This is a genomic window from Candidatus Arsenophonus triatominarum, assembly GCF_001640365.1.
Taxonomy (GTDB): Bacteria; Pseudomonadota; Gammaproteobacteria; order Enterobacterales; family Enterobacteriaceae; genus Arsenophonus; species Arsenophonus triatominarum.
In genome coordinates, this window is sequence record NZ_LWMI01000016.1 from 369,667 (window position 1) to 387,378 (window position 17,712).

The window sequence follows — 17,712 nt, forward strand, 5'->3', positions numbered from 1 at the left end:
TTAAACAAATTCATACGTTTTAGTAACTTGCAAATTAACCATTGCTTTTAAGCCATTTCTGGAATTTTATATGCCTGTGCGAAACTCGTGTCAAATAGTCAGTAATAGTTAATGCTGGATCATTTTATGCATCTCTTGGACAGAGATAACCTGCTCTGTAGGATCGACATCGAGAGAGATCGCGGTCGCAAAACCGCCATTGATAGTGGTATCATAATTTACTTTATATTGTAATGCACTACGACGAATCAGCTTCGAATCTTCTATTGCACAACGGCCCGCGGTAGTATTGACAGTATAACTGTATTCACCATTTTTTATTCTATCCTGAATATGAGGGCGTCCCTCATGCACTTTATTAACTAAACGCGGGTTAATTCCGCCCTCACCAAGCACAATTGTGGTACCATGAGTTGCATCTAACTCAAAACCATGAGCAATTAATTTAGCCGCTAAATCAACAACCTTGGCTTTATCATTCTCTCTTACTGAAAGTAATGCGCGGCCAGATTTTTTCATAGTAGAAGAGCAACCAAGCATAGCTTTAGCAAATGCTTCGGCAAAAGTGCGACCAATACCCATAACTTCACCGGTGGAACGCATTTCTGGCCCTAAAATAGGATCAACGCCAGGGAATTTATTAAATGGTAATACGACTTCTTTTACCGAATAATAAGGGGGAATAATTTCTTTCGTTACACCCTGTTTAGCTAAAGATTGCCCGACCATGACACGAGCAGCCACTTTTGCCAGTGGTATTCCTGTTGCTTTTGATACAAAAGGCACTGTACGCGCAGCACGTGGATTCACCTCGATTAAATAGACGTCATTATCTTTAACCGCAAATTGAACATTCACTAATCCTCGAACGCGTAGTTCAAAGGCCAGTTCTTTTACCTGTTCACGCATGACATTTTGTATATTCTGACTCAAAGTATAAGGTGGCAAGGAACAGGCCGAATCACCAGAGTGAACGCCCGCCTGTTCAATATGCTCCATAATACCACCAATTAATACGGTTTCCCCATCACAAATGGCATCTACATCAACCTCAATGGCATCATCCAGGAAATGATCGAGCAATACTGGCGCATCATTGGAAACACTTACCGCTGTCTGAAAGTACCGACGTAAGTCAGTTTCATCGTAGACAATTTCCATTGCCCGCCCGCCTAAAACATAGGAAGGACGCACAACTAATGGATAACCAATACTGTGAGCCTTTTCTATAGCCTGTTCAATTGTCGTAACCGTGGCGTTTTCTGGTTGCTTAAGTCCTAAACGGGCCACTACTTGTTGAAAACGTTCACGATCTTCAGCGCGATCAATCGCATCCGAGCTAGTGCCAATAATTGGAACACCCGCTTTTTCTAAGGCAAGCGCCAATTTTAAAGGTGTCTGGCCACCATACTGCACAATTACACCTTCAGGTTGTTCGACCCTGACTATTTCTAATACATCTTCTAACGTTACTGGTTCAAAATAAAGACGATCAGATGTATCATAATCAGTAGAAACCGTTTCAGGATTACAGTTTACCATTATTGTCTGATAGCCATCTTCACGTAACGCCAACGCAGCATGAACGCAGCAATAATCAAACTCAATTCCTTGACCAATACGGTTTGGTCCACCACCAAGTACCATAATCTTAGATTTACTATTGCCAGGGTTGGCTTCACATTCATCTTCATAAGTGGAATAGAGATAAGCGGTATCTGTGGCAAACTCTGCTGCACAAGTATCAACTCGCTTAAAAACAGGATGCAGTTTATAATTTTGGCGTAATTTACGGATTTCAGCTTCAGAAACACCGACTAATTTAGCCAAACGAATATCAGCAAACCCTTTTCGTTTCAAGAGCCGCAAGAATTCTGCCGATAAGCCATTAATGCCAAACTCAGCAACTTTCTCTTCTAAACGAACAAGCTCTTCAATTTGTACCAAGAACCAACGATCAATATTGGTTAGATTAAATACACCATCCACAGACATACCTGCGCGGAAAGCATCGGCTATATACCAGATACGTTCAGCTCCAGCATCTTTCAATTCTCGGCGAATTTTTGTTAACGAGTCGAATTCATCTAAATCTACTTTAGGATCAAAACCCGTTGCGGCAACTTCTAGTCCACGCAATGCTTTTTGCATTGATTCTTGAAAAGTTCGCCCAATAGCCATTACTTCACCAACAGATTTCATCTGTGTTGTCAGACGATCATTACTACCAGGAAATTTTTCAAAGTTAAAGCGTGGGATCTTAGTCACGACATAATCAATAGAAGGTTCAAAAGAAGCAAGTGTCCGTCCTCCGGTAATATCATTCATTAATTCATCAAGTGTATAACCTACGGCAAGTTTTGCTGCAACCTTAGCAATAGGAAAACCGGTTGCTTTAGATGCCAAGGCCGAAGAACGTGATACTCGTGGATTCATTTCAATAACAATTAAGCGGCCAGTTTTAGGATTTACGGCAAATTGAACATTTGAACCACCAGTTTCTACACCAATTTCTCGCAACACCGCCATCGATGCATTGCGCATGATTTGATATTCTTTATCAGTTAAAGTTTGAGCGGGTGCGACAGTGATAGAATCTCCCGTATGGATCCCCATTGCATCGACATTTTCAATAGAACAGATAATGATGCAATTATCATTTTTGTCACGCACCACTTCCATTTCATACTCTTTCCAACCAATCAGCGATTCATCTATCAATAATTCGTTGGTCGGTGAAAGATCTAAACCTGTCAGACAAATATCTTCAAACTCTTCACTGTTATATGCAATACCACCACCCGAGCCGCCCATAGTAAATGAAGGGCGAATAATACATGGGAAACCTACTTTTGCTACTACGCCTAACGCTTCTTCCAGGGAATGAGCAATTCCTGAACGTGCAGTTTCAAGGCCAATTTTCTTCATTGCTTTATCAAATCGCTGACGATCTTCTGCCTTATCAATTGCATCAGCAGTTGCGCCAATCATGGTAACAGCAAATTCTTTTAATACGCCTTTACGCTCTAATTCTAAAGCACAGTTTAAAGCAGTTTGCCCTCCCATCATAGGCAAAATCGCATCAGGACGTTCTTTTTCAATAATTTTGCGTACCACTTCCCACTGAATCGGCTCAATATAAGTAGCATCAGCTAGATCCGGATCCGTCATGATTGTCGCCGGATTGGAATTAACTAAAATAACTCGATAACCCTCTTCACGTAGTGCTTTACACGCTTGTGCACCTGAATAATCAAATTCACAAGCTTGGCCAATAACAATTGGACCCGCACCTAAAATCAGGATGCTTTTGATATCTGTCCGCTTCGCCATTTTTTGCTCCTGATCAATCAACTTGAGTATCTAAATTTGTTTGATGATATTTTTTAATCAATTCAATAAAATAATCAAATAGGGATTCTGCATCTTTAGGGCCTGGACTTGCTTCGGGATGCCCTTGAAATCCAAATACAGGCTTCTCGGTATGATGTATGCCTTGTAAACTTCCATCAAACAGTGATTTATGGGTCACGCGCAATTTGTCAGATAATGTTGCTTCATCGACTGCAAAACCGTGATTTTGTGTGGTGATCATGACGCGATTATTAACTAAATCTTTTACTGGATGGTTACCGCCATGGTGGCCAAATTTCATTTTAACGGTATCAGCCCCACTGGCTAATGCCAGTAATTGGTGACCTAAGCAAATACCAAAAATAGGTATTTCTGTTGTTAAAAACTGTTTAATTGCTTTAATTGCATAATCACAGGCTGCTGGATCACCCGGGCCATTAGAAAGAAAAATGCCATCAGGTGCCATTTTTAATACTTCATCAGCCGCTATTGTTGCTGGCACAACCGTCAAATAACAGCCACGATCAACGAGTAAACGTAAAATATTTCGTTTAACACCAAAATCATAAGCAACGACATGATAAGGCAGTTGCTCCCGTGCCTTAGTTGCCGATAATCCATCGGCACCAAGATGCCAACTCTGTTGCTGCCAAGTATAAATGTCTTTAGTAGCAACTTCTTTAGCTAAATCCAGCCCTTTTATTCCACCAAATAACTTAATTTTTTCTAATGCCAAATCGATGTATAAATTTTCACCAGTAATAATGCAACCATTTTGCGCGCCTTTTTCCCTTAATAGCCGCGTAAGCTTACGGGTATCAATATCAGCAATGGCGACTGTTTTATGGCGTTTTAAATAATCAGATAAACTATCTTTTCCACGAAAGTTACTATAAATTAACGGTAAATCACGTATAACAAGCCCTTGGGCATGAATGATGGCGGACTCTTCATCATCTGGGTTAATTCCTGTGTTTCCAATATGGGGATAAGTGAGTGTAACAATTTGGCGGGAGTAGGAAGGATCAGTGAGAATTTCTTGATATCCAGTTATTGATGTATTAAAAACTACTTCTCCAACAGCAATTCCTTCAGCCCCAATGGAATGACCATGAAACTGGGTTCCGTCTTCCAGAACCAATATAGCTGGCTTAATCAAAATACCCTCCAGAAGAATAAAAAATGACGTATTGAGCATATTTATTCATGCGTAAGCCAATAAATTCGTGCCAAAATGGAATTTAAGCAAATTTTTGACAAATTGTGCGTATTCTAATGATGAGAAGAGTGATTGTCTAGTAAAAAATAATTTTTTATTGCTTTTTTAGTTAATTTATAATAAAAAATCAATGTAACTAGTAAAATGATAAATTATCTTAGCAAAATAATCGATTGCATAGCATAATAATTGTAAAAGTATGGTTTAGATAAATTTCATTATAGTAAATGCGCAAAAAATCATCTTAAGTCAATAAAATTTTTATTTTAAATAATAGAAATAAAAGTTATCAAATAAAAAACTTAATAACGGCCAGAAAAAAATCACAAATTTAAAATTAATTTTTATTTATCAAACGAATAGATAAATAAAAAATTAAATATTTTCTAAATTTAATACATCTTTCATGCTATATAAACCACTTTTTTCCCCTTTTAACCACAAACAGGCCTTCACAGCCCCATTTGCAAACGTCATCCGACTTGATGCTTTATGAGTTATCTCTATTCTTTCACCTATATCAGCAAAAATCGCCGTATGCTCGCCAACAATATCGCCAGCTCTAATCGTTGCAAAGCCAATGCTGTTATTTTCTCTTTCATCAGTAATACCTTGGCGACCATACACTGCACAATCTTTTAAATCACGGCCAATTGACTTGGCAATAACATCGCCCATTGCTAAGGCTGTTCCTGAGGGCGCATCGACTTTATGCCTGTGGTGAGCTTCAATAATTTCAATATCACTATATTCGCCCATCACTTTTGCGGCTTTTTCTAATAACTTCAACATCAAATTAACGCCGACACTAAAATTGGCTGCTAATATAATAGGGATCGTTTTCGCCGCTTCTTCAATCGACTTCTGTTCAGTTTCATTAAAACCTGTAGTACCAATAATCATCGCTTTGGCATATTTTTTACAAACTGACAGGTAATATTGCGTACCTTCGGGACGGGTAAAATCGATCAAAATATCAAATTTATCTAAAACATTAATTAGTTCATCACTAATTATAACATTTAAACGGCCAATACCGACTAATTCACCAGCATCAGTACCTACTATACTTGAACCTTTTCTTTCTAATACAGCCCCTAAAACAACGCCATTCTGTTGTGAAACTGCTTTGATTAGTTCACGTCCCATGCGGCCACCCGCACCAACAATGGCAACACGAATATCTGAATTAGTCATTGTTTATCTCTCTTGGTTAAAAGCAGATTAAATATCCTGAGTTCGATAAGATTAACATTCATCCTAGCTTAACGCTTACAACAACCGTCAGTGACAAAAAAAAGCCATTAAAGTTGGCTTAATTAATAGATAAATTGCTGCACTAAAAAATTCATTTAATAAAATACCAAAATAGCTATTATTATATTTGCTTGATTCCAACACGTAGCTCTTTTGGTACTTCAAAAACAATATTTTCTTCATGACCAGCAAGTTCGATCATTTCACTGGCACCTAAAACCTTTAAACGTTCAATAACCTGACGAACAAGAATATCTGGTGCAGATGCGCCAGCAGTAAGCCCAATAATCTGCATATTTTCCAGCCAATCTTCTTGAATATCATCAGCAGAGTCAATCAGGTAACCCTGCTTGCCTGCTCTTTGAGCCAATTCAGCAAGACGATTGGAATTAGAAGAATTTTTAGAGCCGACAACTAGTACAATATCAGCCTTATTAGCCAATTCACGCGCTGCTTCCTGACGATTGGTTGTCGCATAACAGATATCATCTTTGCGTGGCCCGATAATATTTGGAAAACGAGTATTTAGCGCGTCAATAACATGAGCAGTATCATCAACCGATAAGGTAGTCTGGGTCATAAAACAGAGGTTATTTTCATCTTTTACTTGTAATTTCCAGACATCCTCCGGCGATTCAACCAGATACATACCTCCAGCCGGATTATTATATTGCCCCATTGTGCCTTCTACTTCAGGATGCCCAACATGACCAATTAAAATCGCTTCTTTACCTTTACGACTGGCACATACAACTTCCATGTGTACTTTAGTCACCAATGGACAAGTTGCATCAAATAACATGGTCAGATGACGTTGCTTAGCTTCCTGCCGAATTGCTTGAGAAACACCATGTGCAGAAAAGATCAAAATAGCACCATCAGGGACTTCAGAAATTTGTTCAATAAAAATCGCACCACGTTGCTGTAAATTGTCAACCACATAGCGGTTATGGACAACTTCATGACGAACATAAATCGGCGCACCATAAAGCGCCAGTGCTCTATCAACAATACTAATTGCCCGATCAACACCTGCACAGAAACCCCGAGGGTTAGCCAGCAATATTTGCATTTAATTCCTCCCATTTCGGGCCAATGTCCAACACTTCAATGTTAAAAATGATATTCTGAGCCGCTAATGGGTGATTAAAATCAACAGTGATAGACTCTTCCGTCACTGCTGTTACGATCCCTGGCATTTCACTGCCATTTATCGTGGTAAATAATATGATGGCACCGACTTCAGGTATACCGACCTGAATAAAATCTTTTGGCATAAAGTATTGGATCATATCTGGGTTTGGTTTACCAAAAACGTCCTCTCCGCCTAAAGTAAATGTCTTTTTTTCACCAACACTTAAACCAATTAATTGTTTTTCAAGTACTAGCGAGAGGCTTTTATCGCCAAGGCGAAAAAGTACCGGTTTATCCTGATTATAGGTTGAATCAGCAATTGAACCATCCTCAAGCTTGATCGTGAAATGCAGCAACACGGCACTATTTGCTTGTACTAAGGTTAACATGACAATAAAAACCCACTGTTAGAAATAAATCAACCTGTTATCAACGTAAACGAACGATAAACTAAGATCCACTCGCTTTTTTATCTGCATTGATAAAACTGTCGAGAATGATGAGTGCCGCACCAATACAAATCGCCATATCCGCAATGTTAAATGTTGGCCAATGCCAGTCACCAACATAAAAATCAATAAAGTCAACTACGAAGCCATGGACTAAGCGGTCGCACAAATTCCCTAGTGCTCCACCAATAACTAATGCATAAGCAATATTACTCAATTTTTTATTCACGCTTTGGCGATACATCATTACGATAAGCACCACACAAATGACAATCGCAACAAAGGCAAAGAACCAACGCTGCCATCCCCCTTTATCAGCTAGAAAACTAAATGCTGCACCAGTGTTTTGAGCATAAGCCAAATTGAAATAAGGCATTAATGGTATCGACTCATATAATTGAAAATTATTCAAAATGAGTTGCTTACTACCAAGATCAACAATTAATATCACAACCGTTAACCATAACCAGCGTAAGCCAGTAGAGCAAATAGGATTTTTCATTAGGCAAACTTACGTATTTCACCGTTACCGGCTACATTAGTAACACAGCGGCCGCATAATTCTGCATACTCCGCCTCCCGACCAATATCCGTTGCATAATGCCAACACCGAGGACATTTATCACCTTCCGCCTGCTGGAAAGCAATTTTCAATCCACTCAGTTCACTATTCTGTGCCTGAACTGGAGCTTGGCTAATATAAATTACTTTAGCCTGTGAAGTTAACAATACAAAACGTAACTCATCACCTAAACGATTAAGTATTTCAGCCAGTTCTGTATCAGCATATAAAATCACTGTGGCCTCCAACGAGCTGCGGATAAGTTTGTCTGCACGCGCTTGTTCGAGAACTTTATTAACCTCACTACGGATAATTAATAACTTATTCCAAAATTCACCATTAAGCGTTTCATTAACATCCAAGCCAAACAAGTCAGCATAATATTCCTCAGTAAAGACATATTTGCTCTGTCTAGCAGCAGGCAATTGCTGCCAAATTTCATCGGCCGTGAAAGAAAGGATCGGCGCAATCCAGCGTACCAATGCTTCTATGATATGAAATAAGGCTGTTTGACAACTACGACGTGCCAAGCTATCACTTTTTGCCGTATATTGACGATCTTTTATAATATCTAAATAGAAAGAACCCATTTCAACTGAACAAAACTGCATCAAACGCTGAACGACTGCATGAAAATCATAATTAGCATAATGCATAACGATTTCCGCTTGAGCGGCTTTCGCCCGCCCTACTGCCCAGCGATCTAATATCACCATATCTTCTGGTTTAACTTGATGTGAAGCAGGATCAAAACCGTTCAAATTGGCTAATAAGAAGCGTGCTGTATTACGAATACGCCGATAGCTGTCGGCAGAACGTTTTAAAATCTCATTTGAAACAGCAATTTCACTAGTATAGTCGGTTAAAGCAACCCATAGCCGTAGAATATCAGCCCCTAAATCATTCATGACGTCTTGTGGGCTAATGGTATTACCCAAAGATTTTGACATTTTACGGCCTTGTCCATCAACCGTAAAACCGTGGGTTAATACTTCTCGATAAGGCGCTTTTCCTTTCATCGCAGTTGATAGCATTAGAGACGACATAAACCAACCACGATGTTGATCAGAGCCTTCCAAATATAAATCAGCAGAATGGCCTTTAAATTCAGGACGAACATCTACAACGGCATAGTGTGTAGAACCAGAATCAAACCAGACATCAAGCGTATCGGGGACTTTAACATAATCAGCAGCATCACTTCCTAATAGGGCAACGGGGTCAAGATCCCACCACGCCTGGATACCTGCTTTTTCAACATGTTTAGCGACTTCTTCAATCAATTCTAACGTCCGCGGATGTAATTCTTCTGTCTGCTTATGCACAAATAATGCCATCGGCATACCCCAGGTGCGCTGACGAGAAATACACCAATCTGGACGATTTGCAACCATAGATTCAATCCGGCTTTGTCCCCAATCTGGGATCCATTTAACCCCGTTAATCTCTTTTAGCGATTGTTCACGTAAACCATTTTTTTCCATACTGACAAACCACTGAGGTGTGGCACGAAAAATAATCGGTGTCTTATGCCGCCAGCAACAAGGATAACTATGCTGTAATATTTCTTTATGTAGCAATGCCCCTTTTGCCGCTAAAAGTTCGATAATTAATTCATTTGCTTTAAATACAAAAACACCATCCAAACCAGGATAAGTATTAGGTAAATAACAACCATTTGGACCGACGGGATCTGCTATTTCAAGTTTATATTTCTGCCCAACAATATAATCATCCGGACCATGGCCTGGTGCCGTATGTACAATCCCTGTACCCGCGTCTAAAGTAACGTGATCGCCTAAAATAACAGGCACATCGAAATTCATAAATGGGTGATGAAAGCGCAGTAATTCCAATTCAGAGCCATTACATTGTGCTAAAATTTGCCACTCTGTTGCTGCAATACGCTGCATTACTGTTTCAACCAGTGATTTTGCCAAAATTAAACATTCATTATTATTGACTTTCACTAATTGATATTCAAAATCAGCGTTAACCGCAATCGCACGGTTGGCGGGTAACGTCCAAGGTGTTGTCGTCCAGATCACGGCTGAAACCGGCAAAGCCGACGATTTTACGCCAAATTTACTATAAACAGCGTTAGCATCCACCGCGCTAAAACGTACATCAATGGAAGGTGATGATTTATCATAATATTCAACTTCCGCTTCCGCTAAAGAAGAACCGCAAGCAGTACACCAATGAACCGGTTTAGCACCTTTCACTAAGTGGCCATTTTCAATCACTTTACCTAACGCACGAATAATATTGGCTTCGGTACTAAAATCCATGGTTAAATAAGGCTGTTCCCAATCACCAAGTACGCCCATTCTGATAAAATCAGCTTTCTGGTCCTCAATTTGTTCTTTGGCATATTTGCGACACTCTTCACGAAAAACAGCTGCAGAGACCTTGTCACCGGGTTTACCAATAATTTGTTCAACTTTATGTTCAATTGGCAAACCGTGACAATCCCAACCAGGAATATATGGCGAATCAAATCCGGCCAGTCCTTTAGATTTAATGATAATATCTTTGAGAATTTTATTAACTGAGTGACCAATATGAAGACTACCATTTGCATAGGGAGGACCATCATGCAGTATAAACATCTGTTTGCCTGTTTTGGCCTGGCGAATAGCTTGGTACAACCCTTCTTTATACCAACGGGCTAACATTTGTGGTTCTCGTTTAGCGAGATCACCGCGCATAGGGAACCCTGTTTTCGGTAAATTCAGGGTATTTTTATAGTCACTCATCTAAATTTTCAGTTCCAATTTTCTGCTAAATATCTAAATTATGACGACTGGAAGAATTGTCTCGCAGCCATCATATCCTTACCGATTTGCTGTCTTAATTTATCAATAGAAGCAAATCGCTGCTCGTTACGCAATTTTTTACGCAATACAACATCAATATGACGTCCATATATATCCATATGCACATCCATCAAATGAACTTCAATTTGATGATCTACCCCATTCACGGTTGGCCGTGTGCCAATATTTGCCACTGCCTGCAATGGGTGATCGGCTAATCCATATACTTCTACCACATAAACGCCTTTAACAGGCATGACTAAACATTTAAATGGTATATTCGCGGTTGGGAAACCGATCGCACTACCAAGCTGGCGACCATGTACCACTCGACCACTTAATCGGTAAGGGTGTCCCATAAGATTCTCAGCAAGGGTAAGATTATCACTTAGCAGTGCTTGTCTGACAGCCGTACTACTAACTCGCTGGCCGGCGTCACAAAAACTTTCAGTATTGGCCACTTCAAAACCATATTGTTCCCCTGCCTCACGAAGATATTTAAAATCACCCTGTCTATTTTTGCCAAAGCGAAAATCATCACCGATCGCCAAAAATTTAACCCCCAATTTTTCCACCAGCAATTGTGAAACAAAAGCCTGCGGTGTCAATGAAGCAAATGTTGGATTAAATTTAACACACAGTAAATAATCAACGCCATGTTCGGTAAAGTATTTTATCTTATCACGTAAACGCGTTAAACGTGCTGGCGCATTTGCGCCCAAAAAAAACTCCAATGGTTGAGGTTCAAAAATCATGACCATCGTTGGCAGCCCGAGACGCTCACTCTGTTGTTTTAAATGTTTCAATAATGCCTGATGCCCTCGATGAACAGCATCAAAATTGCCAATAGTCAACACACAACCATGATGATATGCGCGAATATTATGTATACCACGTACTAACTTCATAATCTGCTCAATATAATAAAAATTGCTGGATTATACCGCTTACTACCCTGAAGGTTAAGTCACCATTTGATTAATATTTATAACAAAGATAATAAATGGTTGTTTGTCAGTAAAAAAATACTTAATCTAACCACTTTCCTACAATTTCATCCGGTTTTTCACATTTAAAACTGTATTCGCACTCAGTAAACTGATAAAATCCTAGGTCATCACAACAGATCGCATTGCTGTACACGATGCTCATTTACACAAATTCATTGACAAATGAAGGTTAAAAAGGCATATTCCTCGACCTTTAGATTGTCCTCGATAGAATAAATATTTGGGAGTTGAACCTTGGCTAATATCAAATCAGCTAAGAAACGTGCTATACAATCAGAGAAACGCCGTCAGCATAATGCTAGCCGTCGTTCTATGGTGCGTACTTTTATCAAAAAAGTTTATGCCGCTATCGTCACTGGCGATAAAGAAGCAGCACAAAAAGCATTTAACGACATGCAACCTATTGTTGATCGCTATGCTAGCAAAGGCTTGATCCACAAAAATAAAGCTGCACGTCATAAAGCAAATTTAGCAGCGCAAATCAAATCAATGTAAATTTATTTTGATTTTGCTAAAAAACCGGCTGAAGCCGGTTTTTTTTATTATTAAAAATGGTTCTTATTGTTTATAAAAGCTTTGATCAAATAGACCAGAAAAATCCTTATTACAGACACGTTGTACTGCTGGATGCTGAATCATACGTTCAGCAAAAATAACATAATATTCTTCTTTTACTTTATCCATATGACCAATTTCAACCACTTCATTATCTAAAAAAATCTCACTAGCATAGAGCGATGGCGCAACAAATATTGCGTTATGATACATGCCAAATGCTTTCATCAACGCAGCATCATCAAACTCACCCAGGATTTCTACCTGCAAATTATTATTCTGGATCCAAGAAAGCAGGTGACGACCTAACATAGAACGCCGACCTGGGATCAATAATCGCCGCTCCTCTAGACACAGTGGAAAAGGTTTCTCTGGTATTGGTTTGCGACAGAAAAAACTAACGCCACACTCTCCAAGCTTGACGGAAAATAACCCTTCTTGTTGGGACGAATCAACCGGGCAATCAGATAAGATCATGTCTAACTTATGTTGACTTAATTGCTCCAATAAAAGCTCGTGTGTCGATTCAAAACAGCGTAAATGGATCCGCTCATGCTCAACAATAGCTGTTTCAAGGACACGGCTTACCAGCCGTTTCGATAAAGCGTCAGCAACACCAACATCAAATAGCAAATTCGTTTCACGGCTATAATTAACAATATCTAGCATTTCCTGGCTTAGCACAAACATTTTATCAGCATAACGAAAAACCAGTTGCCCTAGTTCTGAAGGAACCAGCCCTCTGCCTTGCCTTTTAAATAATTTACCATTCAAACGTTCTTCTAATGCCTTAATCTGACCTGTTATTGTCTGAGGCGTTAAATAAAGTTCTTCAGCGGCGCCAACAACCGATCCCTCTTTACAAACATGCCAGAAGTAATAGAGATGATTAAAATTGAGATGCGACACTCTCATATCGATTCCTTTTTGTACCACCGATAACTGTTTATATTCGTTATTTTCTGAACACCAGAAGATAAGCGATTCATTTCATTTTACCTAAATAAGATACTCTCGCTACAAAAATAAAATATTGTATCGCGAACACAAAAATACTATTTATTTCACGTAAATATAACTTAAAATTAACGTTATCCTGCCTGATTAGCTGTTTTAGTGCTAATTGGCTTTTTAGGTAATACACTATTCAATAATAATAATCCTAAGATAGCAGCTAGCGTCGAACCGATTAGGATCCCCAATCGTGCATAAGTACTAAAATTATCTAAACCTTCAAATGCTAAACTGGCAATAAAAATTGACATGGTAAAGCCAACACCACAGAGTACTGAAACAGCAAATATCTGCTTAAGGTTAATTTTGGCGGGTAATTTTGCAACACCTAATTTCAACGCAAGCCAACTAAACAGAAAAATACCTGTTGGTTTACCAATTAATAAGCCTAACGCGACACCGATCGGTAAAGCACTGGCAAAATTAGTTAGGGTAACACCATCAAGTTGTATGCCTGCATTAGCAAAGGCAAATAATGGCAAAATTAAATAAGCAACCCAAGGATGTAAAAGATGTTCTAATTGTTCAGAGGGTGAATTATTTTGTCCCCCTTTAAGCGGTATCAAAAAGCCCACAATGACACCAGCTAACGTTGCATGAATACCTGATTTTAATATACAGACCCATAAAATGATGCCAACAATCAAATAAGCAGAAGTATTTTCAACTTTACGCCAATTCATCCATATTAATACCAATAAAGAAAGCATAGCTAACCCTAATGCCATGATAGAAACAGATTTAGTATAAAAGAGAGCAATGATGATAATCACGCCAAGATCATCAATAATCGCCAATGCCAGTAGAAATACTTTTAACTCTGTTGGTACACGTTTACCTAATAGCGCCATGATACCCAATGCAAATGCAATATCTGTCGCCGCTGGGATCGCCCACCCCTGCAGGGCAATTTCATCATTCGCATTAAAAAATAGATATACCAGAGCAGGTAATAACATACCGCCTACCGCAGCAACAGCGGGAAATATTGCTTTATCACGACCGTCTAACGAGCCTTCTATCAGTTCTCGTTTAACTTCCAGGCCAACAACCAAAAAGAAAATGGCCATTAAACCATCGTTGATCCACAATAAAAAAGGTTTATCAATATCTAATACGCTGATTTTAACCGCAATGGGAATATTAAGAAATTGCTGGTAAATACCTTGCAATGGTGTATTAGCCATAATCAAAGCTAAGATGGTAGCAATAATTAACAGCCCCCCACTTGCTGCTTCTAACTTTAAAAACCGTCGTATAATTGCTGTCATTACTATAACCTCAGTGTTAATTAGCTTAATTAATTTTATGCTAATACATACAATTCGGAAAACCATTTTTTTTAACGTAAATAATTCGTTTATACCGAGTGGTTACTAACTATTTTGACGCTATTAAGCCGATTAGCTATTTAAAATTAGGTTAACATTGAAAAACAATTAGTTAATCTTTAGTAGCTCAGACTTGATCTGACAGTTGCCGGTTATTTATACAGTATCTGTCAGGTTAAATTTGATTTAAATCTTTTTTCTCTCCAAAGTTGTTTTCCCTCGTATAAAGTTGCCATAGGAGTTCGACCGCAACACATTTTTCCTTGATGAGTGCGTTGGTTATTGTATTCGTCTAACCATTTGTCTAAATCAGCTTGTAATTCGGCTAAATTACCGAAGATTTTTACGAAAAGCCCACCTGATAGAACTCTTGTAATACAGTTTTATGAAAGCGTTCACAAATCCCATTGATTTGAGGTGAACGAGCTTTAGTTTTTGTATGATCAATATCGTTGATAGCGAGATAAAGTTGATAATCGTGATGCTCAACTTTACCACAACACGAGTTTCGCACAGGCATATATAGCTAGGCGACTTAATTTTGATTACAGCATATGTATTAAAAACAGGTCATCGATAGTGCATCCTGTTTCCATCTTTTTTACGTTTAGCTTGAGACCATTTATGTTCTATAGGATTTAAATCTGGTGAATACACAGGCAAATATTCTATCTGGTGTCCTGCGTTTATAATTGCCTGTTCAATATTCTTACCTTTGTGAAAGCTAGCGTTGTCCATAAAAATAACAGAATTTTCAGGAAGTTCTGGGAGCAATATTTTTGTGATCCAAACATAAAAAACATCACTGTTAATATTGCAATCAAATAATCCGATAGCAAAAAGGGTTGTTCCCAATAAAGCGCCAATAACATTTGTTCTTCCCTTAGCACCCCAGTTTTTCAGGCCAAAACAACGGTGACCTTTTGGGGAATAGCCGTGAGTTCGTGGAGTGTCATGTGAAAAACCACTTTCATCAATAAAAACAACAGATTTATCTTTTTTTTCATACTGTTGTCTTTTTTGCTGATGTGCCAGCCTGTCGCTTTCGTTGGTTTTTGGATGGAATAGAGTTTTTTTTATAGGTTAATCCCAGCTTTTTAAGGGATTGCCAAATAGTCTTTTTACAAACACCGAATCGCTCTGCCCGTTCCTTTTGGTAAGCATCTGGATACTGTTCCACATCTTTTGCTAAAGCATTTTTATCGAGCTTCCTCTTACGTGGCGTTGAATTTTTTGGCTCTGGTCGTTTAAGCCAACGTACTAAAGACGCTTTTCCAATACGGAATTGTTTCGCAGTTTCTCGAATTGTTAAACCTTCGGCTTTCCTTACAGATATTACTTTACGTCGAAAATCAATTGTATAACTCATAACACACCTTGTAATCAAAATTAAGTCGCCTAGCTATAAAATTCCGGAAATGGCTTAAAAGCAATGGTTAATTTGCAAGTTACTAAAACGTATAAATTTGTTTAAATTACAATAAGTTGCTTTTAATTTATAAGATTTTGTCTATTTATATATTATGCTGAATTAAACTTAAAAATAGAGCGTTTTTATTGGTGCGAAACTCGTGACTATGTAATCAATACGGCCGTTTTTGGCTGTAAATTTGAAAACTGTCACCCAACCATAACCTCGTAAGTGTATTAAGGTTCCTTCTTCTGAGATGTCTAACTTGTTCAATTGTATATTACGTTAACAATCCGATTTTTTCTCAGCGTAGTTAACAAAAACCAACCATGAGATCGAATTGATTTCAGATTATCCAGGCTAGGATACCAAGCATCCATCGCTACCGCTTCAGGCTTGATCCCTCTTTTTTTAGCGAGTGCAAGCATTTCGGAAAAATGCGTATTTTTTGTTTTTCCATCAGAATCTTTCTCATAAATACGATAATCAATAGGAATTGATTCAACAGTTGTTAGATTATGCCAAAGTAAATTAACTAAACCTGTCATGAGTTTCGTAAGCTCCGAAAAAGAAGTATAAAGTTCAAAACAACACGAGTTTCGCACAAAACTAATTTGGATACGTTAATAAAACACGGATGTGCTCAGTAATAGCATTTTTGATTACGTCCCAATTTTGTTGATAAAGAGTTATTTTTTCAGATATACGACGTTTATGTTGTTCAAACCAAGCAGAAATAGCGAGAAAAATATGATTTCTTTGCGCTCGGCTCGTGCGAGCCTGACAGTGTTCAATACCACAATTTTGTTTAACTTCTCGATGATAAACTTCAACAGACCAACGGGCATCCATGATAGATTTGACGTATTGACGGGAGGGATTGTCTTTGTTTGTTACTCTGTAATCAATACGGCCGTTTTTGGCTGTAAATTTGAAAACAGTCACCCAACCGTAACCTCGTAAGTGTATTAAGGTTCCTTCTTCTGAGATGTCTAACTTGTTCAGTTGTATGTTACGGTTAACAATCCGATTTTTTCTCAGCGTAGTTACCCAAACCCAACCATGAGATCGAATTGATTTCAGATTATCCAGGCTAGAATACCAAGCATCCATCGCTACCGCTTCAGGTTTGATCCCTCTTTTTTTAGCAAGAGCAAGCATTTCGGAAAAATGCGTATTTTTTGTTTTTCCATCGGAATCTTTATCATAAATACGATAATCAATAGGAATTGATTCAACAGTTGTTAGATTATGCCAACGTAAATTAACTAAACCTATGCCAGCAATAACATCATGTTCGTTACCTGAATACTGATAATGAACCATCTCTATTTTTTACTACGTGTTTTGGCAATTAGTGTATCGTCAGCTATTAGTACACAAGGACTTTTTTTGTCTATAGATGTTTCAACTAATATCCACAGGTCTTTAGGTCGAAAACATCTACTTTTTAGCCATCGACTAATAGTGTCATGAGACAAAGGTGATGGGCTTACTTCTGATAACGCCAAACCAGAGTATCTACTGTTCACCTGTAAGAATGTTTTGTAGATATCTTTAATGCATGGATAAACTGACAAAATATAAACATCCTAAT

The 17,712-nt window shown here is 38.4% G+C and carries 13 protein-coding genes and 3 pseudogenes; 1 reads left to right on the top strand and 15 read right to left on the bottom strand.

What is annotated here, in order from left to right; translation table 11 throughout:
- Window positions 1–108: 108 nt before the first annotated feature.
- From carB to ribF, 8 genes are all read right to left on the bottom strand, one after another.
- Window positions 109–3,333: a carbamoyl-phosphate synthase large subunit gene (gene carB, locus AYJ55_RS16085; protein ID WP_063657246.1), complete on the bottom strand. Its 3,225-nt coding sequence runs from the start codon at window positions 3,331–3,333 to the stop codon at window positions 109–111.
- Between the two features lie 13 nt (window positions 3,334–3,346).
- On the bottom strand, window positions 3,347–4,513 hold the full coding sequence (carA, locus tag AYJ55_RS16090; protein WP_425393817.1) for a glutamine-hydrolyzing carbamoyl-phosphate synthase small subunit: 1,167 nt from the start codon (window positions 4,511–4,513) through the stop codon (window positions 3,347–3,349).
- A 435-nt stretch (window positions 4,514–4,948) separates the two neighbouring features.
- Window positions 4,949–5,770: a 4-hydroxy-tetrahydrodipicolinate reductase gene (dapB, locus tag AYJ55_RS16095; RefSeq protein WP_063657248.1), complete on the bottom strand. Its 822-nt coding sequence runs from the start codon at window positions 5,768–5,770 to the stop codon at window positions 4,949–4,951.
- A 181-nt stretch (window positions 5,771–5,951) separates the two neighbouring features.
- Window positions 5,952–6,902, bottom strand: coding sequence for a 4-hydroxy-3-methylbut-2-enyl diphosphate reductase (gene ispH, locus AYJ55_RS16100; protein ID WP_063657249.1), 951 nt, complete (start codon window positions 6,900–6,902; stop codon window positions 5,952–5,954).
- On the bottom strand, window positions 6,883–7,353 hold the full coding sequence (gene fkpB / locus AYJ55_RS16105) for an FKBP-type peptidyl-prolyl cis-trans isomerase (RefSeq protein WP_063657250.1): 471 nt from the start codon (window positions 7,351–7,353) through the stop codon (window positions 6,883–6,885). The genes ispH and fkpB overlap by 20 nt, the downstream gene beginning before the upstream one ends.
- Before the next feature lie 61 nt (window positions 7,354–7,414).
- Window positions 7,415–7,915 carry a signal peptidase II gene (lspA, locus tag AYJ55_RS16110; protein ID WP_063657251.1) on the bottom strand — a complete coding sequence of 167 codons (501 nt, stop codon included), beginning with the start codon at window positions 7,913–7,915 and terminating at the stop codon, window positions 7,415–7,417.
- Window positions 7,915–10,734: an isoleucine--tRNA ligase gene (gene ileS / locus AYJ55_RS16115; RefSeq protein ID WP_063657252.1), complete on the bottom strand. Its 2,820-nt coding sequence runs from the start codon at window positions 10,732–10,734 to the stop codon at window positions 7,915–7,917. Before ileS ends, lspA begins: the two co-directional genes overlap by 1 nt.
- Window positions 10,735–10,772: 38 nt before the next feature.
- Window positions 10,773–11,702 carry a bifunctional riboflavin kinase/FAD synthetase gene (gene ribF / locus AYJ55_RS16120; protein WP_063657253.1) on the bottom strand — a complete coding sequence of 310 codons (930 nt, stop codon included), beginning with the start codon at window positions 11,700–11,702 and terminating at the stop codon, window positions 10,773–10,775.
- Window positions 11,703–12,038: 336 nt separating this feature from the next.
- On the opposite strand from ribF, the gene rpsT reads away from it, so the two are divergent.
- Window positions 12,039–12,299 (top strand): 30S ribosomal protein S20, encoded by a 261-nt coding sequence (gene rpsT, locus AYJ55_RS16125; RefSeq protein ID WP_063657254.1) that lies wholly within the window; start codon window positions 12,039–12,041, stop codon window positions 12,297–12,299.
- 63 nt (window positions 12,300–12,362) lie between these two features.
- Here rpsT and nhaR read toward each other — a convergent pair whose 3' ends face one another.
- From nhaR to AYJ55_RS16155, 7 genes and pseudogenes are all read right to left on the bottom strand, one after another.
- Complete coding sequence (gene nhaR, locus AYJ55_RS16130) at window positions 12,363–13,274, bottom strand: transcriptional activator NhaR (RefSeq protein WP_063657255.1); 912 nt, start codon at window positions 13,272–13,274, stop codon at window positions 12,363–12,365.
- Window positions 13,275–13,450: 176 nt separating this feature from the next.
- Window positions 13,451–14,644 carry a Na+/H+ antiporter NhaA gene (gene nhaA, locus AYJ55_RS16135; protein ID WP_063657256.1) on the bottom strand — a complete coding sequence of 398 codons (1,194 nt, stop codon included), beginning with the start codon at window positions 14,642–14,644 and terminating at the stop codon, window positions 13,451–13,453.
- A 230-nt stretch (window positions 14,645–14,874) separates the two neighbouring features.
- Window positions 14,875–15,203 (bottom strand): annotated as a pseudogene (locus tag AYJ55_RS26545) (integrase core domain-containing protein); the annotation flags it as partial.
- 71 nt (window positions 15,204–15,274) lie between these two features.
- Window positions 15,275–15,784 (bottom strand): IS630 family transposase, encoded by a 510-nt coding sequence (locus AYJ55_RS26550; RefSeq protein ID WP_342668183.1) that lies wholly within the window; start codon window positions 15,782–15,784, stop codon window positions 15,275–15,277.
- Window positions 15,708–16,073 carry an IS630 transposase-related protein gene (locus tag AYJ55_RS16145; RefSeq protein ID WP_063653415.1) on the bottom strand — a complete coding sequence of 122 codons (366 nt, stop codon included), beginning with the start codon at window positions 16,071–16,073 and terminating at the stop codon, window positions 15,708–15,710. The genes AYJ55_RS26550 and AYJ55_RS16145 overlap by 77 nt, the downstream gene beginning before the upstream one ends.
- 198 nt (window positions 16,074–16,271) lie before the next feature.
- Window positions 16,272–16,657: pseudogene (locus AYJ55_RS16150) on the bottom strand (IS701 family transposase); the annotation flags it as partial.
- Between the two features lie 67 nt (window positions 16,658–16,724).
- Window positions 16,725–17,695 (bottom strand): annotated as a pseudogene (locus AYJ55_RS16155) (IS701 family transposase).
- Window positions 17,696–17,712: the final 17 nt, after the last annotated feature.